The 22,419-nt window shown below is 67.0% G+C and carries 25 protein-coding genes; 17 read left to right on the top strand and 8 right to left on the bottom strand.

Going from position 1 to position 22,419, the window contains the following annotated elements; genetic code table 11:
* The first annotated feature begins 420 nt into the window (after positions 1-420).
* The 4 genes from BM115_RS23370 to BM115_RS23385 all read left to right on the top strand — a co-directional run bounded on the left by BM115_RS23370 (position 421) and on the right by BM115_RS23385 (position 5,008).
* Entirely contained in the window at positions 421-807 is a 387-nt protein-coding gene (locus BM115_RS23370; RefSeq protein ID WP_092299991.1) for a DUF488 domain-containing protein, read from the top strand.
* 84 nt (positions 808-891) lie between these two features.
* A complete protein-coding gene (locus BM115_RS23375; protein WP_092299994.1) occupies positions 892-2,136 on the top strand; it encodes a nucleoside recognition domain-containing protein in 1,245 nt (414 codons plus the stop codon).
* A gap of 382 nt (positions 2,137-2,518) precedes the next feature.
* Positions 2,519-4,630 (top strand): FUSC family protein, encoded by a 2,112-nt coding sequence (locus BM115_RS23380; RefSeq protein WP_092299997.1) that lies wholly within the window; start codon positions 2,519-2,521, stop codon positions 4,628-4,630.
* A gap of 99 nt (positions 4,631-4,729) precedes the next feature.
* Positions 4,730-5,008: a DUF1488 family protein gene (locus tag BM115_RS23385; protein WP_092300000.1), complete on the top strand. Its 279-nt coding sequence runs from the start codon at positions 4,730-4,732 to the stop codon at positions 5,006-5,008.
* 4 nt (positions 5,009-5,012) lie between these two features.
* Here the strand turns inward: BM115_RS23385 and BM115_RS23390 are convergent, their stop codons facing one another.
* Positions 5,013-5,480 carry a universal stress protein gene (locus tag BM115_RS23390; protein WP_092300003.1) on the bottom strand — a complete coding sequence of 156 codons (468 nt, stop codon included), beginning with the start codon at positions 5,478-5,480 and terminating at the stop codon, positions 5,013-5,015.
* A 257-nt stretch (positions 5,481-5,737) separates the two neighbouring features.
* Between BM115_RS23390 and paaA the strand changes: the two genes are divergently transcribed.
* The 7 genes from paaA to BM115_RS23425 all read left to right on the top strand — a co-directional run bounded on the left by paaA (position 5,738) and on the right by BM115_RS23425 (position 11,306).
* Positions 5,738-6,760 carry a 1,2-phenylacetyl-CoA epoxidase subunit PaaA gene (gene paaA, locus BM115_RS23395; protein WP_092300007.1) on the top strand — a complete coding sequence of 341 codons (1,023 nt, stop codon included), beginning with the start codon at positions 5,738-5,740 and terminating at the stop codon, positions 6,758-6,760.
* Positions 6,761-6,781: 21 nt separating this feature from the next.
* Positions 6,782-7,096 carry a 1,2-phenylacetyl-CoA epoxidase subunit PaaB gene (gene paaB / locus BM115_RS23400; RefSeq protein ID WP_092300010.1) on the top strand — a complete coding sequence of 105 codons (315 nt, stop codon included), beginning with the start codon at positions 6,782-6,784 and terminating at the stop codon, positions 7,094-7,096.
* A gap of 10 nt (positions 7,097-7,106) precedes the next feature.
* Positions 7,107-7,958, top strand: a complete 852-nt coding sequence (paaC, locus tag BM115_RS23405; RefSeq protein WP_092300014.1) for a 1,2-phenylacetyl-CoA epoxidase subunit PaaC — start codon at positions 7,107-7,109, stop codon at positions 7,956-7,958.
* Positions 7,959-7,978: 20 nt separating this feature from the next.
* On the top strand, positions 7,979-8,590 hold the full coding sequence (gene paaD, locus BM115_RS23410; protein ID WP_255370957.1) for a 1,2-phenylacetyl-CoA epoxidase subunit PaaD: 612 nt from the start codon (positions 7,979-7,981) through the stop codon (positions 8,588-8,590).
* A gap of 27 nt (positions 8,591-8,617) precedes the next feature.
* Entirely contained in the window at positions 8,618-9,709 is a 1,092-nt protein-coding gene (gene paaE / locus BM115_RS23415; RefSeq protein WP_092300019.1) for a 1,2-phenylacetyl-CoA epoxidase subunit PaaE, read from the top strand.
* A gap of 150 nt (positions 9,710-9,859) precedes the next feature.
* Positions 9,860-10,657: a DUF1835 domain-containing protein gene (locus tag BM115_RS23420; RefSeq protein ID WP_092300022.1), complete on the top strand. Its 798-nt coding sequence runs from the start codon at positions 9,860-9,862 to the stop codon at positions 10,655-10,657.
* A gap of 7 nt (positions 10,658-10,664) precedes the next feature.
* Entirely contained in the window at positions 10,665-11,306 is a 642-nt protein-coding gene (locus BM115_RS23425; RefSeq protein ID WP_092300025.1) for a TetR/AcrR family transcriptional regulator, read from the top strand.
* A 1-nt stretch (position 11,307) separates the two neighbouring features.
* On the opposite strand, the gene kefC is transcribed toward BM115_RS23425, so the two are convergent.
* Positions 11,308-13,122 (bottom strand): glutathione-regulated potassium-efflux system protein KefC, encoded by a 1,815-nt coding sequence (gene kefC, locus BM115_RS23430; protein ID WP_092300028.1) that lies wholly within the window; start codon positions 13,120-13,122, stop codon positions 11,308-11,310.
* Positions 13,119-13,715, bottom strand: coding sequence for a glutathione-regulated potassium-efflux system oxidoreductase KefF (locus BM115_RS23435; protein WP_255370958.1), 597 nt, complete (start codon positions 13,713-13,715; stop codon positions 13,119-13,121). Before BM115_RS23435 ends, kefC begins: the two co-directional genes overlap by 4 nt.
* 333 nt (positions 13,716-14,048) lie before the next feature.
* Here BM115_RS23435 and BM115_RS23440 point away from each other — a divergent pair, with 333 nt between their 5' ends.
* The gene (locus BM115_RS23440; protein WP_092300030.1) at positions 14,049-14,756 is read left to right on the top strand and encodes a GNAT family N-acetyltransferase; all 708 of its coding nucleotides are present in this window, start codon (positions 14,049-14,051) and stop codon (positions 14,754-14,756) included.
* 87 nt (positions 14,757-14,843) lie between these two features.
* On the opposite strand, the gene BM115_RS23445 is transcribed toward BM115_RS23440, so the two are convergent.
* From BM115_RS23445 to BM115_RS23465, 5 genes are all read right to left on the bottom strand, one after another.
* Entirely contained in the window at positions 14,844-15,335 is a 492-nt protein-coding gene (locus tag BM115_RS23445; protein WP_092300033.1) for an Lrp/AsnC family transcriptional regulator, read from the bottom strand.
* Between the two features lie 229 nt (positions 15,336-15,564).
* Positions 15,565-16,185, bottom strand: coding sequence for an EF-hand domain-containing protein (locus BM115_RS23450; RefSeq protein ID WP_092300036.1), 621 nt, complete (start codon positions 16,183-16,185; stop codon positions 15,565-15,567).
* Between the two features lie 165 nt (positions 16,186-16,350).
* The gene (locus BM115_RS23455; RefSeq protein WP_255370959.1) at positions 16,351-17,049 is read right to left on the bottom strand and encodes a general secretion pathway protein; all 699 of its coding nucleotides are present in this window, start codon (positions 17,047-17,049) and stop codon (positions 16,351-16,353) included.
* Between the two features lie 80 nt (positions 17,050-17,129).
* On the bottom strand, positions 17,130-18,350 hold the full coding sequence (locus tag BM115_RS23460) for a globin domain-containing protein (RefSeq protein ID WP_092300039.1): 1,221 nt from the start codon (positions 18,348-18,350) through the stop codon (positions 17,130-17,132).
* 103 nt (positions 18,351-18,453) lie between these two features.
* A complete protein-coding gene (locus BM115_RS23465) occupies positions 18,454-18,906 on the bottom strand; it encodes an RrF2 family transcriptional regulator (RefSeq protein WP_092300042.1) in 453 nt (150 codons plus the stop codon).
* 177 nt (positions 18,907-19,083) lie between these two features.
* Between BM115_RS23465 and gspG the strand changes: the two genes are divergently transcribed.
* The 5 genes from gspG to gspK are packed head-to-tail and all read left to right on the top strand — an operon-like array spanning position 19,084 to position 22,267.
* Positions 19,084-19,563 (top strand): type II secretion system major pseudopilin GspG, encoded by a 480-nt coding sequence (gene gspG, locus BM115_RS23470; RefSeq protein ID WP_092300045.1) that lies wholly within the window; start codon positions 19,084-19,086, stop codon positions 19,561-19,563.
* A gap of 29 nt (positions 19,564-19,592) precedes the next feature.
* Positions 19,593-20,111, top strand: a complete 519-nt coding sequence (locus BM115_RS23475) for a prepilin-type N-terminal cleavage/methylation domain-containing protein (protein WP_092300048.1) — start codon at positions 19,593-19,595, stop codon at positions 20,109-20,111.
* Complete coding sequence (gene gspI, locus BM115_RS23480) at positions 20,108-20,527, top strand: type II secretion system minor pseudopilin GspI (protein ID WP_092300051.1); 420 nt, start codon at positions 20,108-20,110, stop codon at positions 20,525-20,527. Before BM115_RS23475 ends, gspI begins: the two co-directional genes overlap by 4 nt.
* Complete coding sequence (locus tag BM115_RS23485; RefSeq protein ID WP_092300054.1) at positions 20,505-21,257, top strand: PulJ/GspJ family protein; 753 nt, start codon at positions 20,505-20,507, stop codon at positions 21,255-21,257. The genes gspI and BM115_RS23485 overlap by 23 nt, the downstream gene beginning before the upstream one ends.
* A complete protein-coding gene (gene gspK / locus BM115_RS23490) occupies positions 21,254-22,267 on the top strand; it encodes a type II secretion system minor pseudopilin GspK (protein ID WP_092300057.1) in 1,014 nt (337 codons plus the stop codon). The genes BM115_RS23485 and gspK overlap by 4 nt, the downstream gene beginning before the upstream one ends.
* Positions 22,268-22,419: the final 152 nt, after the last annotated feature.

The raw sequence follows: 22,419 nt of genomic DNA on the forward strand, positions 1-22,419 counted from the left end.
GCGAGCACTTAATAACTTTTGAAGCATCACGCAGACCGGAGTCTGCGTGGCGTTCGCCATCAAGCGCCCACACTTATCGGTTGTTTGGTTGTTAAAGAACTGGCCACACCGGCTTTGCCGGGGGCGGTACTGCTTGTCTGCGCTGCGTCGTTTGCGTCGCAGCAGAGAAACGAGATTATGAAGAACAACCTGCGTTTCGTCAACAGGTCAGCGAAGTTTTTTTCGCTGCGGTCAGCGCTGGAAAACTCCTCAGCCCGACCACCCATCAACCCCGCAACCCTTGTCGCTGCTGCGTTTGCAGCGCGGTTTGTGTTGCGAGGGGACGAATAGTAGGCGACTGATGGCAGGCTGGCAAGCGATTTCGCAAAATAATTCTCAAGTTCATTTCAGGTGCCGTTTAGAGCACAAAACGAGGAAACCATGACCATCCGTATCGTGAGATTAGGATCGCCGCGCGCCGAGGATGAGGGGCTGCGCATGGGCACGGTGCGACGGCCGCCGCGCGGGGTGCCCAAGGCTGAGTTCGCCTGCCGTGACTATTACGATGTCTGGTACCCGGCGCTTGCACCATCCACGGACCTCGTCGCGCAGGCCCAGGCCGCCACGGACGGCAAGGCGTGGCGTGCCTTCGAGAAGAAGTACCGTGCCGAGATGGCCGAGCCCGATGCCAGCCGCACGCTAGATCTCCTTGCAGCCTTGTCCCATCAGACGAACTTCTCGCTCGGTTGCTATTGCGAGGACGAATCTCACTGTCACCGCAGCATCCTGCGCGACCTGCTGGCCAAGCGCGGCGCCGACCTGGCGTAATCCGCACGATATGATGCGAAGCTTCGCCGCCTCCTTATTAGCAAGCAGGCAAGGCGAAGCTTCTCACTGGCCTCTCATACGTCGATGGCACTGAACCTCGTCTGGCTTGGATTCTTCCTGATTTCCTTCCTGGCCGCCTGCGTGCGGCTGGCTCACGGCGACACGGCGGTCTTCCCGGCCATGCTCGCCAGCCTGTTTGACAACGCGCGCACCGCTTTCGAGATTTCTCTTGGGCTGGCCGGCGTCATGTGCCTCTGGATTGGCATCATGCGGATTGGCGAGCGGGCCGGCGTGGTCGATCTCTTCGCCCGGGCCATGAACCCATTGCTGCGTCACTTCTTCCCCGGCGTGCCGCAGGGCCACCCGGCACAGGGCGCGATGATGATGAATGTGTCCGCCAATCTGCTCGGCCTGGACAACGCCGCCACCCCGCTCGGGCTCAACGCCATGCGCGAGCTGCAGACGCTGAATCCCAAGCCGGACACCGCCAGCAACGCCCAGATCATGTTCATCGTCCTGAACACGGCCGGGCTGACGTTGATTCCCACGTCGGTCATCGCCATCCGCCAGGCGATGGCCGTCAAGCAGGGGCTCACCGGCTTCAATGCGGCCGATATTTTCCTGCCGACGCTGCTCGCCACCGGCGTCTCCTGCCTGGCCGGGCTGCTGGCCGTGGCCTGGGTGCAGCGACTGAACCTGCTCAAACCCGCCGTGCTGGCCGCGTTCGCGATCACGGCGGCGGCTGTCGGGGGGCTGTTCGTCTGGCTGCGGCAGGCGCCGCCGGATCAGGTGAGCCAGTTGGCCGCGCTCGCCGGCAGCGCCTTCATCCTGTCGCTGATCACCCTGTTCCTGGTTTGCGGCGCGGTGCGGCGGGTCAATGTCTACGACGCCTTTATCGATGGCGCCAAGGAAGGCTTCGGCGTCGCGGTGCAGATCATTCCTTATCTAGTGGCGATCCTCGTGGCGATCGGACTGTTCCGCGCCTCGGGGTGCATGGACGTGCTCATGCAGGGCCTGTCGGCCGGATTCGCGTGGCTGGGACTCAATACCGACTTCGTTCCCGCGCTGCCAGTCGGCCTGATGAAGATCCTGTCCGGCGCCGGCGCGCGCGGGCTGATGGTCGATGTGATGAGCACTTACGGCGTCGACTCCTTCCAGGGCCGACTCGCGGCGATCATCCAGGGTTCGACCGAGACCACTTTCTATGTGATGGCCGTCTATTTCGGTAGCGTCAATGTGCGCAATACCCGTCACGCATTGGGCTGTGCGCTGTTCGCCGATGTGGTCGGCATGACCGCCGCCGTGTGGATCGCCTACCTCTTTCGATAGCGCTGTTGTCCCAATGCAACGTGATTGTGCGCTTTTGAAGTCATTCTCGAACGCGGGACTTGGTGCGTCGCAACAACCTGTGTATAGTGAAGTCTGTCTCCTCCACCACCTCGGTGGATTCCAACCCGCGCATCACTTGCGCGGGTTTTTTTTGCCCAAAATCTGTGGAATCCTCAGATCGATAGGCGGTTTTTGATCGGTCTACATCACGAATGTGACATCTGCACCGGTCAGCGTCACTTTTCCCCGTCGTGGTGCAAGCGCGCACAGTTGCCGCGCAAATCGCAGAAAACCCACACCTTTGTTGCGATGCACCAATCAGCATCGTAGAGTGGCATCAGCAATAACCCTGACACCCCGCCGCTCTCCTAATTTGCCTGCGATGCCTACCGCTGCGCGCCTTCTCCGATACTGGCCCGATACCGCCTACCTGCGGCGTGGCATCGTCTACGCCTTGTCTTTCCTGGCGCTGGCCGGTACCGGCTGGCTGACTGGCGAACACGGTTATCTCTGGTCGGCAACGGCATCGATCTGGACCTGCCTGGCTGATCGCCAAGGCACGGCGGCCGCCCGCATGCGTGCGCTGGGCACCGTGGGCATCGGCGGTGCGCTGGCCAGCGCACTGGGCGCGAGCCTTTCGGGGTCGCCGCTGCTGGCACTGCTCGTGGTGCTAGCCGCAGGGCTGGTGGCCGGTTTGGTCGAGCTACGCGGCCCCGCAGCCGCTTTGTGCCTCAAGCTGCTCTATGTGGTGCTCATCGCCGCCTGCCTGCAGCCGGCCGAAGGTTTACCGATCGCCACCTACGCGTGGACGAGCAGCGTCGACTACCTGCTAGGCGGCGTCTTTGCCTGCCTGGTTTGCCTGCTGTTGATTCCCTCCCAGCGCGACACCCGGCCGCGGACGGAGGTAGTCGCCGTCTACGACGCCCTGCTGCGCTTTGCCGATTTCCTGGCGACTACCGCGCCCGCCCACGACAGCACGCCACATAAGCAGGAAATCCGCCTTCGTATCGAAGCGGCGCGCGCCGCCGTGACCGCCCGGCGTGGCCTGCGAGACCCGCTGGGATTGCTCCACTACGCCTACGCCGTGGCGGTGGCCGACGCCATCTTCGCCCTGCTGATCGTCGCTGGCGAACTGCGCGAGCGCGCCGGCGACACCCACGGCCTGCCGCTGGCCTATGCCGCGCGCTGCCTCGCCGATACGCAGGAGCAGGTTCGCCAGGCCCTCGCCCGTCATGCCCCGGACCTGCCGGCACTGAGCGCGATGCTGACCCGCGACCTGCGTGGCCTCGTGGCGCAGCGCCCCAATGCCTCCGCGCCGCCCCCTTACCAATCCGCCCTGGCCGCGCTGGCCCAGCACCCCGGTTTCGATCGATGGCGCGAGCGCTTCGTCTGGCCGAATACCGGCGTCACGGCCATGCTCGACCGCCTGGCGCATACGCTGGCCGACCTCGCCGCGCGCGATGCCCGGGTGTCGCGCCACGCGCTCCGGCTGGCGCTGGCGGGCGGGCTGAGCCTGTTGCCGTCGCAGATCTGGCAGGTCCATCACAGCTACTGGGTGGCCGTCACCGTGATCATGGTGCTGAGCCCGCGCCTGCAAACCACCCGGCAGATCTCGTTTCTGCGCTTTGCCGGTTCGCTGGGCGGTGCGCTGCTGGCCTGCGGCATCAGCCTGATGCACCCCACGCCGACGCTGGCGCTCGGCATCAGCGCGGTATTCCTCGCCGCCGCCTATGCGACGCGGCTGGCCGGCAATGCCGGCGCGTTCGCGTTCTGCCTGACGCCAGCGGTCATCCTGTTCTCTTGGCTCGGCGAGCCCGCCGCCAGCAGCAGCCACGTGGCGGCATTGCGCGGCGCCGATACGGCCATCGGCTGCCTGATCGCGCTGGCCAGCTATGTGGTGCTGGCGCCACGTGCGGAGTTGTCGCGCGCGTTCCGCCACAGCCTGGATGCGCTCGCGGTCAACGCGGTCTACCTCCGCGCCTCGATCAGCGCGGCGCGCGCGCTGTCGGCGGCGCCAGCCCGGCTCGAGGCGCTGCGCGTGGCTGCCGGCCGCGCCTCCACCCGTGCCGAGGACACGCTCGCCCAATGTGCGGCCGAACTGGATCCGGCGCTGGCGGTCACTCATCGCACCCTGCATGCCACAGCGCGGCGAATGGCCGCACTGGCAGGGCTGCTGCGTGCCGGCACCGAATCGGGGGAGATCTACACGAAGCCCGTGCCGGCCGTGCAGGCACTGCTTGGCGATCTGGAGGCCCGACTGGCCGAGGTGGCCGTCCGACCGGGTCACACCGGCGTGACGGCAGCGGTGGCGCCGGCCCGGCTGGCACCGCTAACGCCCGCCGATCCGCCCTTTGACCGATTTCTGGCGGAACAGGCTGGCTACGCGGACAACCATATCGATGCCGCGCATCACACGGTCGCCAGGCTGCGCACCCTGGTGGCGGAACAGGCGCTGGCGACGCGCTCGCGCTTGCGCGGGGTCAAGGCGGGATGAGATAGCCCGGCATTTCGGCGTTCGGGCAGGCGCTCGCAACTATCCTAGAATGATTGGATATCCGCCGTTTCCCCGTTCCCGACAAGTACGAGGTGCGCCATGGCTCAAATCTCCTTCCCGACCAGCGTTCCGTCTTACTGCGCCGCCAGTCTGACGCTATCGTGCCCCGCTACGGTCAATGGCAATTCATCGCAGTATTCCGTGACCGCCGAGGCGCTCGAGAACCATTGTGGCGCCCAGTCGCCGCGCGAAGACGACCTGCGCGCCGCGTTCACGAGTCACCGCCAGCGCATTGAGCATCTGGCGGAAACCCTGTTCGAGCTGACCAAGGCGCGCGAGATCGTCCTGCGCAGCGGGCATTTCCGCTTCGCGGACTGATCGATCAGCCTTCGGCCGCCTGCCCGCGTACCAGCAGCACCGGCATCGTCGCCTGACGGATCACCGCCTCGGCCACGCTGCCGAGCACGATACGCCGCACGCCGCGCCGGCCGTGGGTGCCGATGACCAGCAGGTCCCCGCCCCACTGGCGCGCGGCTTCATTGATCGATCCGGCGATGTCGCCGGCCACGGCAGGCTCCGTCACCAGTTTCGTCTCGAACGTCGCACCGGCGTCGCCCAGCACCTTGCCGGCCGCCTCCAGCGCGCGTTTGCCGCTGTCCGCGAAGGCGCGCTCGATCTGCGTGGGGTCGTAGTAGCCCGCGTCGAACAGCATCACGCCGTTGTCCACCACATAGAGCGCCAGGATCGTCGAGCCGCCGCCGGCCACCCGCAGGGCCTCGCGCAGGGCCAGGTCGGACGTGCTGCTGCCATCCACCGCCACCACGATCCGGTTGTAAGCCGTGCTAGTCATTGCCTTGTCCTCCGATAGAAGAGAGAAGCGCCGCAGCCGTGCCGCGACCGCTACATCCGATACTACACGTGGCGCCAAACCCACGTGATGAGCCGATTCTGAAAATGGGATAGGCGGATCACCCATCACGCGCACCCATCCATACGCCATTAAATTGACCGACCGGTCGGTTTATATATATAGTGAGCAGACCCGCCGCCGCCGTCCAGCCTCGACAAGAACAACCACCGCGCGGCCACCCATCAGAAGGAGACGTTATGTACACGCAGAGTCTCGACCTGCCCGGCCAGCCTGCCCAGCCCACGGCCACGCCGCTCGGCGGGCCGCAGGATGCCGGCCTCGCCGCGCGCCAGGCCGCGTTCGACGCGCGCATGGCGGAAGACGGCAAGATAGAGCCGATGGACTGGATGCCCGACGCCTACCGCAAGACCCTGGTGCGCCAGATTTCGCAGCACGCGCATTCGGAGATCGTCGGCATGCTGCCGGAGGGCAACTGGATCAGCCGCGCGCCGTCGCTCAAGCGCAAGGCCATCCTGCTGGCCAAGGTGCAGGACGAAGGCGGCCACGGCCTCTATCTATATAGCGCGGCCGAAACGCTCAATGCCTCGCGCGATGATCTGGTCGATGCCCTGCACACCGGCCGCGCCAAGTATTCGTCGATCTTCAACTACCCGACGCTGACCTGGGCGGACGTCGGCGTGATCGGCTGGCTGGTCGATGGCGCGGCGATCATGAACCAGATTCCGCTGTGCCGCTGCTCGTACGGCCCGTACGCGCGCGCGATGATCCGCATCTGCAAGGAGGAGTCGTTCCACCAGCGCCAGGGTTTCGACGCCCTGCTGGCCATGATGCGCGGCACCGATGCCCAGCGCGAGATGGTCCAGGACGCGGTGAACCGCTGGTGGTTCCCGGTGCTGATGATGTTCGGCCCGCCGGACGCCGCCTCCACCAACAGCGGCCAGACCATGGCCTGGGGCATCAAGCGGATCTCGAACGACGACCTGCGCCAGAAATTTGTCGATGCCACCGTCGAGCAGGCCAAGGTGCTGGGCGTGACGCTGCCCGACCCCGGCCTGAAATGGAATGCCGAGCGCGGCCACCACGACTACAGCCCACTCGACTGGGACGAATTCTGGCGCGTGATCAATGGCGACGGCCCTTGCAACAAGGAGCGGCTGGCCACGCGCGTGAAGGCGCACGAAGACGGCGCCTGGGTGCGCGAGGCCGCGCTGGCCCACGCCCGCCGCCGCGCCGAACGACCGCAGCGCGAAGCCGCCTGACCGCCGCCCAAGGAGACAGACATGGCGCAATCGACACCTGAGACGCACCCGAGCAAGAAGGAATGGCCGCTGTGGGAAGTGTTCGTCCGCAGCAAGCAGGGACTGGAGCACAAGCATTGCGGCAGCCTCCACGCCGCAGACGCCGAGCAGGCGCTGCACATGGCTCGCGATGTCTACACGCGCCGGCAGGAAGGCGTGTCGATCTGGGTGGTGCCCTCGTCCGCCATCACGGCCAGCGCGCCGGCGGAGAAGGCCGAGCTGTTCGATCCGGCCGCCGACAAGATCTACCGGCACCCGACGTTCTACCAGCTCCCCGACGAAGTCAACCATATGTAAGGCCGGCACCATGACGCAGACCCTCGTCGCCGACGATCGCGCCCTCGACAGCTCCCACGACCTCGCCCGCACCGCGCCGCTGCAGTACGTGCTGCGGCTGGCCGACAACGCGCTGATCCTGGGCCAGCGCAACGCCGAATGGTGCGGCCATGGCCCGGCGCTGGAAGAAGACATCGCGCTGGCCAACATCAGCCTGGACCTGATCGGCCAGGCGCGGCTGCTGTACGCCCATGCCGGCGAACTCGAAGGCCGGCTCACCGGCCGCGCGCGCCAGGAGGACGAGTACGCGTACTGGCGCGAGGAACGCGAGTTCCGCAACTGGACGCTGCTGGAGCTGCCGCACACCGGCCCGCTGGCCGGCACGGCCCGGACCGAGCGCGACTACGCGGTCACCATCATGAGAAATTTCCTATACGGGGCGCTGATGGCCGCACTCTGGCCCGCGCTGGAGACCAGCCAGGACGCGGGGCTGGCCGCCATCGCCGCCAAATCGGCCAAGGAGGCGCGCTACCACCTGCAGCATGCGGCGGGATGGGTGATGCGGCTGGGCGACGGTACCGATGCGTCCCACGTCCGCATGCAGCGCGCGCTGGACCACCTGCTGCCCTATATGAATGAGTGCTTCGCGCCCGATCCAGTCGAGCAGGCCGCCGCCGACCAGGGCGTGGCCGTGCCGACGGCAAGCCTGCGCGACGCCTGGGAGGCCATCGTCCACGCCACTCTGGAGGACGCCACGCTGCGCCTGCCGGCGCCCTCGGCGTTCGTCTCCACGGGCAAGCTCGGCGTGCATTCGGAACACATGAGCTACCTGCTGGCCGAAATGCAGGGGCTGGCACGCGCCCACCCCGGCGCGCAGTGGTAGGCGGGGGTCCGGTCATGCGGATGGCGTCGACTGTCACCTCCCCCTTCGCACCGGCCTTCCCCGTCGCCACCGCGACCGGCCCGCGCTCGGCCGACGAACGCCTCGCCGCCGCGTGGGCCGCGCTGGAGGCCGTGCCGGACCCCGAAATCCCGGTCGTGTCGATCCGCGATCTCGGCATTTTGCGAGACGTACGGCTGGCCGACGATGGCGCGACGCTGGAGGCGGTTATCACGCCGACCTACTCCGGCTGCCCGGCCATGTCCCAGATCGAGGAAGACGTGGGCCGCGCGCTCGAAGCCGCCGGACTGGCGCCGTGGCGTGTGCGCACGGTGCTGGCGCCGGCCTGGACCACTGACTGGATCACCGAGGCCGGCCGCGCCAGCCTGCGCGCGTACGGCATCGCCCCGCCGGGGCGTTGCGGATCGCAAGACAGCGAGATCGGCGCGAGCGCGACGGTCAGGCCGCTGCGCTTTGTCCCACGCGCCCTACCCCACGCAACCCCGGCCATCGCCTGCCCCCATTGCGGCAGCACGCACACCGAGGAGCTATCGCGCTTTGCCTCCACGGCGTGCAAGGCACTCCACCGTTGCCTGGACTGCCGCGAGCCGTTCGACTACTTCAAGCCGTATTAAGTCCAGAAAGCCAGAGGCAGACACGCGATGACCCCACAGTTCCACCCGCTGCGCGTGGCGCAGGTACGCCCGGAAACGTCCGACACGGTGTCGATCGCCTTCGAGGTGCCCGAGCCGCTGCGCGACGCCTACCGCTTCACGCAGGGCCAGTTCCTCACGCTGAAGGCTCCCGTCGACGGCAAGGACGTGCGTCGCTCCTATTCGATCTGTTGCGGGGTGCAGGACTACGACGAGCGCGGCGAACTGCGCGTAGCCGTGAAGCTGGTGGACGACGGCGTGTTCTCCACCTGGCTGCACGACACCGTGGCGCCCGGGCAGGTCTTCGAGGTGATGACGCCCGATGGCCGCTTCCACGTGCCGCTGGACACCGCCGCCGCGCGCCACTACGTGGCCTTTGCCGCCGGCAGCGGCATCACGCCGGTGCTGTCGCTGATCCGTACCACGCTGGCGCGCGAGCCGCGCAGCCGCTTCACGCTGGTCTACGGCAACCGCAGCGTGGACAGCATCATCTTCTCCGAGGCGCTGGAGGATCTGAAGAACCAGTATCTGTCCCGTTTCACGCTCTACCACGTGCTGTCCCGCCAGCCACAGGAGGTGGATCTTCTGCACGGCCGGCTCGACCGCGCCCGGGTGGCCGCCTTCCTGGAAACGCTGATTCCCGTCGACGATATCGACGCCGCCTTTGTCTGCGGCCCGGCCTCGATGATCGACGAAGTGGAGGCGGCGCTGAAGGAAGCGGGCCTGGATCCGCACCAGATCCACGCCGAACGCTTTGGCGTGCCGCTAGCGTCCGCGCCTCGTAAAACGTCGACGGAACACCACGCGAGCCACGCCGGCACCGCCGAACTGGTGGTCGTGCTGGACGGCAAGCAGCACAAGATGCGCCTGCCGCTGGAGGACGCCAATGTGCTGGACACCGCGCTGGCAGCCGGTCTGGACCTGCCCTACGCCTGCAAGGGCGGGGTCTGCTGCACCTGCCGCGCCAAGGTGCTCGAAGGCAAGGTCGAGATGGAGAAGAACTACACGCTGGAGCCGTGGGAGATGGAAAAAGGGTTCGTGCTCACCTGCCAGGCGCGCGCGCTCACGCCCCGGGTGGTGGTCAGCTACGACGAACGCTAGTTGTTGCTGGTGGCACGACTGTCGCCGTGATTACAATGGCGGGACACGCTCCATGCGTCGCATCGTCCGCCACAGGGCCGTTCGCCAACGGCGGGACCGATGGCGGCCGGGGTTCCGCCGGGACACGTCGCACCCTATACAATCACGGTCATGCAATATATCCATGTCGTCAACGGCGATGTTGCGGGCAACACGCTGCGCCAGGCCCTGGCCCAGGCGGCCCGTCCCGATCCGGTGGTCGTCCTGCGCGACGACCTGGCCGTCGGCCCCATCGCGGATGTGGACAGCACCGGCCTGATCCGCTCCGGCTTCTGGCAGCGGGTGGCGCCCCATACCGATATCGACTTTGCGGCCGAGATGCGCCAGGCGCTGGACCAGCTCCAGGCGCTACGCCGCGACGACCTGGAGGTCGCCATCTGGCACGGCCAGAGCGCCTCCGACCAGCTCATGCTGCGCCGGGTGGTCTTCCACCTGTACCAGGCGCCCCAGCGGATCAATGAAGTGTCGATGGACCTGCGCGAACTGGAGGTACCCGCCCAGGGCAACCTCGCCGCCATCGGCATGTACCCGGCCGCGCGGCTGGCGCGGCGGTTCTCGACCATCGCGCCGGTCTCGGTGCTGCGGCTGGGCCGGCTGGGCTACGAGTGGCAGCAGAACGTGAAGGAGAACGCCGACGTGCGGCTCTGGAAGGGCAATACGCTCGTGCCGGCCGCCTACCATAACGTCGACGACGTGATCCTGGAGCGCGCGCCCGAGGACTGGAAGCCGGCCGCCGAGGTGGTCGCCAGCGTCATGGGCGCCATCGAAGGCCTGCTGGCGAGCGACTGGTTCGTGTTCTGGCGCTGCCGGGAGCTCATCAGCACCGGGCAGCTCATGCTGCGCGGCAACGCCGATTCGCTCCAGACCTGCGAACTGCGCCGCAACCCCCTCAGCGCGAGCGCGGAATAAGCGGCCCATGGCAAGAACCAAGGCGCCCGATTTCGAGGCACAACGCGAGCAGATCCTGGACCTGGCCGCCGCCGCCTTCGCGGCCAGCAGCTACCCGAGCACGTCGATGGCCGACCTCGCGGCGGCCTGCGGCACGTCCAAGGCGCGGCTCTATCACTATTACGAGAGCAAGGAAGCGATCCTGTTCGACCTGCTGGACCGCTACACGCGCCAGCTGATGCTGATCGTCACCCAGGTGGAAGCCGAGAGCGAGCGTCAGGGCCGTACCGACGCCGAGAGTTTCGGCGATCTGCTGCGCGCCTTCCTCGCCGAATACGAAACGTCTCAAACTCGGCACATCGCGCTGATCAACGACGTCAAGTTCCTGGCCGACGAACAGCGCGACCTGATCCTGAAGCGCGAGCGCGACGTGGTAGCGGCCTTCTCCCGCAAGCTGCGGCTGGCCTACCCGGCGCGCGTCACGCGCGAGAACCAGACCGCGCTGGCGATGACCGTGTTCGGCATGATCAACTGGACCTTCACCTGGCTCAAGCCGGGCGGCAAGCTGTCTTACGGCCAGTTCGCCGAGATGGTCGTGGACCTGCTCGACAACGGCCTGGCCAATGGGCTGGCCGACGGGCTGGCACGCAGCGCGCCGGCCCAGCCCTGAATCAGGACCACTCCGCGTCTTCCTGCTTCTGCCGCTGTTCGCGGTCCTGGCGGAACATTTCCTCAAGTTCGTCGCGCGCCTGCCGCGCCAGCGATACCAGCTTGGTCTGGTCGCGGTAGTGCGGGTAGAAACGGTCGATCGCCTGGATATTGTGACGCCGGAAGCGCAAGGCCACGCTGCGCGCGTCGGCCGGATCGATGCCCAGCCCCTCCAGCACGCGGCGGCCCATCATCAGCGAACCCTCGAACATCTCCCGCTCGAAGATCTCCACACCGCGGTCCTTGAGCTGGTACACGTGCGAGACGTGGCGCGCCCGTGCGTAGATCTTCAGGTGCGGGAAGCGCGCTCGCACGCGGTCGATCAGCGCCAGGCTGTCTTCCATGCCCTCGATGGCCACCACGAGGATCTGGGCCGTGCCGGCGCCGGCCGCCTCGAGCAGGTCCACGCGGGTGGCGTCGCCATAGAACACCTTGAAGCCGAAGCCCTTGAGGAACTCGATCTGGTCCGGGTCGTGGTCGAGAATCGTCGCCGTAATGCCCTGCGAGTACAGCAGGCGGCCGACGATCTGGCCGAAGCGCCCGAAGCCGGCAATCAGCACCGGGTTGTGCTGCGGCGGGATCGCGTCGTCCTTACGGCGCGACAGCGCATGCAGGCGCGGCGCGATCAGGCGGTCGAAGACCAGCAGCAGCAACGGCGTGGCCACCATCGACAAGGCCACGACCAGCACCAGCAGCGCCTCCATATGCGGCGGCAGCAGGCCCGCGTGGGCGGCCACGCCGAACACCACGAAGGCGAACTCGCCGCCTTGCGAGATCAGCAGCCCGAACAGCAGCCACTGGCCGCGCGAGATGCCGAAACGGCGCGCCAGCAGCGCCAGAATCAGCGTCTTGACCGCGACGAAGCCCAGCACGAGGCCCAGCACCTGCCCCGGGGACTCGCTGAGCACGCCGAAGTCGATCGACATGCCCACTGCCATGAAGAACAGCCCCAGCAGCAGGCCCTTGAACGGCTCGATGTCGGCCTCGAGCGCATGGCGGTACTCCGAATCCGCCAACAGCACGCCGGCCACGAAGGTGCCGAGTGCCATGGAAACGCCCACCGCGTCCATCATCAGCGCGATGCCAACCACCAGCAGCAGCGCGAACGCAGTGAACATCTCGCGCATGTCCGTGCGGGCGATGAAGCGCAGCACCGGGCGCACCAGGTAGCGGCCCACCACCACCAGCAGCGCCATCACGGCCACCGCCTTGCCGGCGGTCTGCCAGGCTGGCGGGCCATGCGGTACCGCGCCGACGGCATCGGCGGCCAGCAGCGGCAGCAAGGCGATCATCGGGATCGCGGCGATATCCTGGAATAGCAGAATGCCGAAGCTGGCCGCGCCAGCCGGGGTGCCCATCAGGTTCCGCTCGGCCAGCGTGGCGAACGCGATGGCCGTGGAAGACAGCGCCAGGCCAAGCCCCGCCACCAGCGCCACCTGCCACGGCGCGCCCAGCAGCGCGGCCAGGATACCCAGCACCACGGCACAGACCGCGAGCTGCGTCGTCCCGTAGCCGAAAATCGATTTCTTGAGGTTCTTGAGCTTGCGCGGCTCCAGTTCCAGGCCGATGACGAACATCATCATCACGACGCCGAACTCCGAGAAATGGAGGATCGACTCGACATTGGTGACCAGCCGCAGCGCGAACGGGCCGATGGCCGCGCCGGCGATCAGGTAGCCGAGCACCGCGCCGAGGCCAAGCCGCCGCGCCAGTGGCACCGCCACCACGGCCGCCACCAGGAACACCAGCAGCGCAATCAGGAAGTCATGCTGGTTCATGGCGCGTCCTCCGGCTCCTCGGACGGCACTTCATCGGCCGAGGCCACCTCGGGCGGTACCGGCTCGGGCGGCGCCAGATGCCGGGCCACATGCTCGACATGCAGCGCGATGGCCTCCGGATCGGCGTTGTTGGCATCGTGCAGCACCACCGGCGGCAGCCAGGTCATGCCGCATAGCACGGCGGTCTGCTCGAGCGGCAGCAGGAAATCGGCAATCGGATGGCCGTGGGAGCCGTCCGGCCCGTAGGCATCGGCGTGGCCGCCCGTGCTGACCACCACCAGCATCGACTTGCCGCGCAGCGCCGTGCCGCCTGGCCCGTAGGCCCAGCCGGGCTCGAGCACTTCGTCGATCCAGAGCTTCAGCAGCGCGGGCACGCTGTACCAGCGGACCGGGAATTGCAGGACGACCGTCTCGCTGGTGGAAAGCAGCCGCTGCTCGGCCACGACGTCGATGTCGTAATCCACATAAAGCCGGTAAAGCTCGCGCACGGCCACGTGCGGCAGGGCGGCCAGCGCCTCGGCGAGCGGACGGTTGACGCGGGAACGGCGGGGCGCGGGATGCGCATAGATCACAACGATGGGGGGCTCGTGCATGGAGGGTGGCAAGGCGAAGATTCCGGTTAGCGTCTGATCACCACAGACCGCTGGAAGTGTGCGGCGTTGCAGCAAATCCACACCGTCACCCATATGACGTTGTAGCCTCTCCGGCAACCGCTTGATTTTACGGGATTTTCTTGGCCGTCACAGTCTGATGCAATTTCCTGCGCCGACCATTGCGCCCGAAAGCTTACGCGACCCTGACAATTCCACTACAATACTTTTCGCATTGCAGCAACCTAGTGTTTGCCCCGAGATACGCCAAAAGTGGCTGGGCATTCACTGTGTGGGTGCTATTTTTCATACTGATCGCAGCAAGAGGAAACCAAAGTGAACCCGCTCGAACTGAGCAAGGCCGTCGGTGCCGTAACCGATGAAGATCTTCGCCGTGCCGCCGAGGCCAGTGCCGCCAGCCGCTCCGGACATCGCCCCACCGTTCTGGTGCGGGAGTTGGCCGCGCATCACCGCTCGCGCCTGCTCAAGCATTTTCTCGCCCTGGGCGAGGAAGATCGCCTGCTCCGTTTTGGCCAGTCCGTTGGCGACCATGTGATCGAAGGCTACGTCGACAGCATCGACTTCGACCACGACACCGTGTTCGGCGTCTATGACGAAGACCTCGTGCTGATCGGCGTGGGCCACTTTGCCAACCTGCGCGACAACGCCCAGGGCCGCGTGGCCGAGTTCGGCGTGTCGGTGTCGCAGAGCGCGCGGGGCCGGGGCATCGGCAGCGCGCTGTTCGAGCGTGCCGCAATGCATGGCCGCAATACCAATGTCCGCACGCTGTACATGCACTGCCTGTCGCGCAATGCAGCGATGATGCACATCGCCAAGAAGGCCGGCATGAAGGTGCAATACGCCTATGGCGAGGCCGATGCCTACCTGGAACTGCCGCCCGCCGACACCGTGAGCCGCCTGACCGAGGCGCTCGACGAACAGGTGGCCGACCTCGACTACATGGTCCGCCGCAACCTGCGCGACGCACGGCGCTTCGGCCTGCGCTTCTGGCGCTCGCTGCTGCCGCAGAAGCACGTGATCTGACGGCTCGGCCCGTTATCGCACGAATCGCAAGACGAATCGACGCACCCTGGTGGTGCGTCGATTGCGTTTACGAGCCGATTTCGTCGATCAGTCGCCGGCCACCGGCAGCGCCGTGGTGTCCTTGATCGACTCCAGCGCGAAGCTCGAACGAACATCGATCACCGACGGATGGGCCAGCAACTGCTCCTGCATGAAGCGGGCGAAGTGCTCCATATCCTGCACATAGACCTTGAGCAGCAGGTCCATCTCGCCGGTCATGGCGTGGCACGCGGCCACTTCGGGCCAGTTCTGGATGGCCGCGCGGAACAGGTCCAGCGGCGCCTTGCCCTTGGGCGTGCCGCCCTGCTTCTCCAGCCGCACATTGATATAGGCGAGCAGCCCCAGCCCGATCTTGTTGGGCTCGAGCAGCGCCGCGTACTGGCGGATCACCCCGATTTCCTCGAGGCGGCGGATCCGGCGCAGGCATGGGCTCGGCGACAGGTTCACGCGCTCGGCCACTTCCAGGTTGGTCAGCCTCCCGTTGGTCTGCAGGACCTCCAGAATCTTGCGGTCGATCTTGTCCAGCTCCACCTTGCTCACGTTTTGTTGCTCCGCAGTATATTTGTCGGCAATTTTTTTGCGCAAATTTAGCAAGTCAGGCACAACTACGCAATTTATTTGATGAGGAATCCGCCTGAACCGCCCTCGACGTGCGCCGGCGGTGCGCCCCGGAGAGGCAAGGATGGTGCCAACTTCGGCACTTTCCGAGGTACTGAGGCAAAAAAAAGCGCGACCCGAAGGTCGCGCTTTCCAGCAGGGTGGCGAAGGCTTAGCCGCCGCTGCTCGACGGCACCGCCGGGGCCGAGGCGCCCGGACTGCGGCCAGGGCCGCCGTGGTGCTTCATGTGTTCGTCGCGCATCTTCTTCATGCTCGACTCCACTTCGGCGGTAGTCACCTTGCCGTCGCGGTTGGCGTCGATCGTGTCGAAGCGGTTGGCCATGCGCGGGAACGCGGCCTTGAACTCGTCACGGGTCAGCGCGCCGTCGTTGTTCTTGTCCGCCGCCTTGAACTTGGCTTCGAACTCGGCGCGCATCTTGGCGCGATGCTCCTCCATCGACGCCTTGCGGTAGGCCGCCAGTTCCGACTTGTCGAGCTTGCCGTCCTTGTTGGTATCGATCTTGGCGAACATCGCGTCGGCCTCGGCCTTCGAGATGGCGCCGTCGCCGTCCGTATCGACCGATTTCAGCCACATGCCGCCATGGTGGCCGGGGCCGCCGTGGTGACGGCCCATGTCGCCGCGCGGGGCGCCTGCCGGGCCCTGGGCGGCCGGCGGGGTGGTCGGTGCCGGGGCCGGCGTGGTGGCCTGGGCGAAAGCGGCGCCCGCGACCACGACCATGGCCGAGGCGGCCGCCAGCTTCTTCAGGATGTGCGTCGTGTGAGTCCGTTGCATGTCTGTGCTCCTTTTCGTCATGTTGGGCATGTACGGATTAGAACGCAGACGATCTCGCAAAGTTGGCACTTTTAATACGATGTTACGGGCCTCACAGAAAGGATGACTCGCGTAAACAGGCGAAAGACAGGCCAATATTGCGCAATGGTTTGAAACGGTGGCGGGTCAGCCGCCGCCAGGCGCATCCGGCATGCCGCCGGGAGCCATCTGGGCCGGCGCCACCTGGGGCTGCGGCTGCATGGTCTGCGGCGGCGGCGGTTGATAGGGCTGCTGAGGTGGCTGGGCCGGTTGCGCCATCGCGCCAGCCGTCACGGACGGCGGCGGTGCGAGGTTGGCCGGCGGTTGCAGCGGCGTGGAGAGCGGCGCGGCAGCCCCGGAAGGCGGGGCCGCCGGCGCGGTGCCACGGCTGCCGGCGCTGACGCCGGTCTGGAGCGGCAGCGCGATTTCCTGCCGCACGCCGTTGCGTTCGATCACGATGTTGCGGCCATGGATCTCGGTCAGCTTGATCTGCGGCGACAGCGACGTCCCGGCGCGCACGGACTTGGCCGGCCCGCCATCGAGCGAAAGGATGGCGGCGGCCGGGCCCACGCCATCGAGGTCCGCCACCACGCCGATCAACTGCACGTCACGCACGCCCGACTGGGCGCTGCCGCCGAACAGCGTAGCCACGGCGCCCGTCTCTACTGCCTCCGTCTGCGCCACACGCGCGCTCTTGGGCACCGGGATCGTGCGCATCGCGCTGAACGCGAGCACCCAGTGCGTCACCAGCGCGCACAGCGCCACAAATAGCAACAGCCCCGCGACGCGGGGCAGCCAGGGAGCGGAGAGGTCGAAGCGAAGCGGAGACCGGGAAAGGGTGGCCACGAGACAGTACGCCGGCACGCCGGCGATCAAAGAAGATCGCCTAGCGTACCAGACGCGTGTGTCGGCTGTCAGTCAGCGGGTCAGAGCAGGTCGTCCAGCAGGTCCGGACCGAACACTTCGCGATGGATATGGCCCACAGGAATCCCCGCCGAGATCAGCGCCAGGCGCTGGGCCTGCATGAACCCGATCGGACCGCACATATAGACCTGGCCGTCCTGGAACGCGGAGGTTTCCTCGGTGGTCAGCAGCGCGTGGATCGGCAGCGTGCCGACGTGGTCGTAGTCATGCCCCGCCACGTCGCCGTCCTGGGGCGTCTCGTAGCTGATATGGGTACGCAGGTTGGGCATGCGTTCGCGCGCCCAGGCCAGGTCCTTGCGATGGGCATGGTGACGGCCATGGCGCGCGGCGTGGGCGAACAACACCGGACGGTTCGGGTTCTCCAGCGCCAGCGTGCGCAGCACCGAGATCATCGGCGTGATGCCGATACCGGCCGACATCAGCACCATCGGCGTGTTGCCAGCCAGCGCGGGCGCGAAGTCGCCCCACGGCGTGCTCACGTTCAGCGTCGTGCCAACACGGGCGGTGTCATGCAGCCAGTTGGAGACGGCGCCGGCCGGGGTCTCGGCATTGCCGGCCTCGCGCTTGACCGAGATGCGCCACGTCGCCACACCACGTTCGGCGGAGAGCGAATACTGGCGCAGCTGACGGCCGCCATCGGGAAAATTGGCTTCCACGCTGATGTACTGGCCCGGCGCGAAGTCGCGCAGCGGCGTGCCATCCTCGGCGGCGAGGGTCAGCGCGACCACGGCATCGCCTTCGTTTTCGCGGCGCACCACGCGTACGGCCTGCAGCTCGCCCGCCTTCACGTTGTGGCGGTCATAGAGGCGTGCTTCGGCGGCGATCAGTTCGCCGGCCAGCAGCCAGTAGGCTTCGTCCCAGGCGGCCATCAGGGGCGGCGTGGCGGCGTCGCCGAGCACGGCGGCAATCGCTTCGAGCAGGTGCTTGCCGACGATCGGGTAGTGCGCGGAGGTCAAACCCACGGCCACGTGCTTGTGGACAATGCGCTCCACCACGGGCGCGAGCACGTCGGCGCGATCCACATTGGCGGCGTAGGCGAACACCGCGGAGGCCAGCGACTGCTGCTGCGCGCCATTGGCCTGGTTGCCCATGTTGAACAGCCGGGTCAGTTCCGGCCGCGCGGCGAACATTTCGCGATAGAAGTGCGTCGTGATGGCAAGGCCGTGCTCACGCAGCACGGGAACGCTGGCATCGATGTAGGGGCGGGAAGCTGCCGACAGCATTTGGAAAACTCCGATTAATTATCATGCATACTAGATGCATGTTTTATCGCACAATAAAACCGGCGCATGGCTCGGGGGTCCGGGATCTGATGTCCCGGAACCGTCAGGCTGCTCGCCGGTTCAGGAAATTACGATGCAGGGTGATGATCGACTCGGCGGTACGGCTGCCAATGACATCGCCCAGGGACACGCCGTCCAGCGCGCGGTAGAAGGCCTCCTCGGCCTCGTCCAGCGCCAGCTTCAGCCGGCAGTTGCCCTTGAGCGCGCACGGCGGATCAGCGCAGTCGACCACCGACTTGTGCCCTTCCAGCTCGCGCAGGATCGTGCCCACCGACAGCCGTTCCGCACCCGGCCCAAGCTGCAGGCCGCCGTGGCGGCCACGCGTGGCCGTGATCCAGCCGAGCTTCGACAGCCGCGCGGCCACTTTCACGAGGTGGTTGTGCGAGATGTCGAATTGCTGGCCGACCTCGGCAATCGTGATCGGCCGGGTGCCATCCGCCCGCGATACATACATCAGCAGGCGCAGCGCATAGTCGGAAAAACGGGTCAGTTGCATCGTGGTTGAAATACTAGATAAGATGCATTGAAGATGCAAGATATAAATGCATGCCTGCCGGCTACGCCACACCCCACACGAAACAGTCACGCCATGGGGGTTATACTTTCTGGCCATACCCGGCCGTGCCTGCCCGTCAGGCGCGGAATGTCCATCCCGATAAGGCCAGACACCACGATGCGCAGATTCGCCAACTTCTCCTCCACCCGCACGCCCGCCACTGCCCGCCCGCATGGCCAGCGCCGTGCCCGCGGCTTCACCCTGATCGAAATCATGGTGGTGATCGTCATCCTGGGGGTGCTGGCAGCGCTGGTGGTGCCCAAGATCATGAGCCGCCCGGACGAAGCCCGTATCGTGGCCGCGCGCCAGGATATCTCGTCGATCATGCAGGCGCTCAAGCTGTATCGCCTCGATAACGGCCGCTATCCGACCACCGAGCAAGGCGTGCAGGCGTTGGTCAGCAAGCCGACCACCGAGCCGGTGCCGAACAACTGGAAGGGCGGCGGCTACCTCGAAAAGCTGCCGAAAGACCCCTGGGGCCATGCCTACCAGTACCTGAACCCCGGCGTGCGCGGCGAAATCGACGTGTTCAGCTTTGGCGCCGACGGCCAGGCCGGCGGCAGCGCCAACGACGCCGATATCGGCAACTGGGAATAAGTCCTCCCGCCTCCTGCCCCTTCATCGACATGGCCCCGGCGACGCCCGCCTTGCTCCCGCGCCGCCCTTGCCCGCAGCGCCGCCGGCCCGCCGGCTTCACGCTGCTCGAGCTGCTGGTGGTCATGGTGATCGCCGGCATCGTCATCTCCCTGGTGGCCGTCAATGCCTCGCCCAATGAGCGGGGCCGTGTGCTCGATGACGGCCAGCGCATCGCCCGCCTGTTCGAACTCGCCCAGGAAGACGCCCAACTGGGCGCCCGCCCGCTGGCCTGGGAGGGCGATGCCGGCGGCTGGCGCTTCCTGGAATCCACCCCGCAAGGCTGGGTGCCGATGCGCGCCGATGTTTTCGCGCCCGGCCACTGGCGGCTGGGGCTGGACAGCGTGATGATCGTCGAAGGCGGCCGGCGCGTGGGCACCGGCCCGCAGCGGCTGGTATTCGGCCGCGAACTGGTGGACGAGCCGCAGCGGCTGGTCCTCACGCGCGGCGACATCCGCGTGGACATCACCGGCGATGGCAGCGGTCGCTACCAGGCCACGGTGCCGCAATGAGCCGCCGCCCTGCCTCCCGATCGACCCTCCGCCAGCAATACCGATCCGGCTTCACGCTGATCGAGGTGCTGGTGGCGCTGACCATCCTCGCAGTGGCGCTCACGGCCGCCATGCGGGCGATGGGCTCGATGACCGAGTCGAGCGCCGCGCTGCAATCGCGCATGTTGGCCGAATTCAGCGCCGAGAACCATTTCGCCACGCTGCGGCTCTCCAAGACCTGGCCTGAACCCGGCACGCGCGGCTACGACTGCCCGCAGGGCGGCACCCCGCTCTGGTGCGAGGAATCGGTCTCGGGCACCCCCAATCCGTCGTTCCGGCGCGTGGAAATTGCCGTGTACCCGTCGGCCACCGACAAATCGGTCAGGCTGGCCTGGCTCGTCACTTTGGTTCCCAATGAAACGCGCGGCGTCCTCTGAGCGGCCCTCCCCCCGCAGCCGGCGTGGCGGCTTCACGCTGCTGGAGATGCTCGTCGCCATCACCCTGCTGGCCGTGATGGCCGTGATTGGCTGGCGTGCGCTGGATTCCCTGACGCGCAGCCGCGAACGCCTGACCGATCACGACGCACGCCTCGACGCCCTGAAGGTGCTCTACGGCCAGTTCCAGTCCGATTGCGAGCACCTGGCCAATCCCACCCAGCTCCAGGCCAGCCCCGTGGAACTCGGCGCCAACCAGTTGATGCTGGTGCGCGACCGCCGCGACGAAGGCCAGCCCACCGCCTGGCAGGTGGTGGTCTACCGTGTGGATAACAACACGCTGGTCCGTATGGCCAGCCGCCCCGCGCTCTCACGCAACGCGGTGCAGGGTGCGATGGTGAACCTGCGCCAGGGCGCGCCCGGCGGCGCCCAGGTGCGGCCACTGCTGCCCGATACGGCCGAACTGGCCGCGCGGGTCTGGGTGGAGCCGGCCGGCTGGCAGGCCGAGAACGGCCGGGTGCGGGCCGCGCTGATGCAGCAGAGCGCCATCGACAGCGCGGCGGCGCAGGCCGCAACCGCAGCCGGCACCGCTGGCGCAAGCGACGCGGACGCCGGCCCCGCCAACATCAACGGCAATGCCACGCTGCGCGCGCTGGAGCTGACCGTGCTGGCAAAGATGGGCGATGGCGACGCGCCACGCCGGTTCCAGAAAGTCTGCATGACCGGCCTATGAACGCGCGCCCTGCCCTCCCTCGCCACCGTACCCACCAGCGCGGCGCCGCCGTGGTCACGGCCCTGCTGATGGTGACGCTTGCCGTGGTCATCGTCTCCGGCATGCTGTGGCGCCAACAGGTGCAGATCCGGTCGATCGAGAACCAGCGCCTGACCGCGCAGGCCGCGTGGATCGAGCGCGCGGCCGTGGACTGGGCGCGGCTGATCCTGCGCGACGACCAGCGCCGCTCCAACGTCGACTATCTCGGCGAGCCGTGGTCGGTGCCGGTGGCGGAGACGCGGCTGTCCGACTTCCTCGGCGCCGGGCTGCGCACGGACCAGGCCGGGGAGACCTCGTTCCTGTCTGGCCGCATCGTCGATGCCCAGGCGCGCTTCAACCTCAACAACCTCTATATCTGGAACGCCTCGGGCAGCGGGCGCGTGGTGGAGATCGACCTGCCCTCGCTGCTGGTTTACCGCCGCCTGCTTCAAACGCTCGGCATGAATCCGTCGCTGGCAGAGCCGACCGCGCAGTATCTGGTACGCGCGGCACGCGGGGCGTCGCCCGACGGCCAGCCCGTGCCGCGCCCGCCCGACACCGCCGCCGACCTGCTCGCCATTCCCGGCTACAACCCGGAGATGGTGGCCGCGCTGGACCCGTTCATCGCCTTCCTGCCCGAACGGACCAAGATCAATGCCAACACGGCCGAGCCCGAGGTACTGGCCGCCGCCATCGACAAGCTGCCGTTGGACCGCGCCCGCGAGCTGGTGCGCCAGCGCGACCGCGCCTACTTCCGCAATACGGGCGACATCAGCACGCAGCTGCGCGCCGTCGCGCCGCAGGCCGGCAGCACCGCCGGCGAAGCGCTTGAGGTAAGCACCCACTATTTCCTGGTGTATGGTCTGGTGCGGCACGAGCGCGCGCGGCGGCTGCAGGTGTCGTTGGTCCAGCGCGCGTCCACGCTCGGGAGCGGCAACACCACCCGTGTACTCTGGGTGCGCGACACCGACCGCCTGCCGGAGGCGCCCTGAGTCATGCGGGCACCCCCGGGTGCGGCATGCTCCATAAATGTCGGACAAACGTCGAGACCAGATTCAGACAGGACTGTATTGACGTGCTTTAGTCACACAGGCAAGGTACGCTGTTGCGCCGAACCCGGGCGGCCTGCCGCGCCGCCCCACCC

The sequence above is a fragment of the Cupriavidus sp. OV096 genome (genome assembly GCF_900115455.1).
Lineage (GTDB): Bacteria > Pseudomonadota > Gammaproteobacteria > Burkholderiales > Burkholderiaceae > Cupriavidus.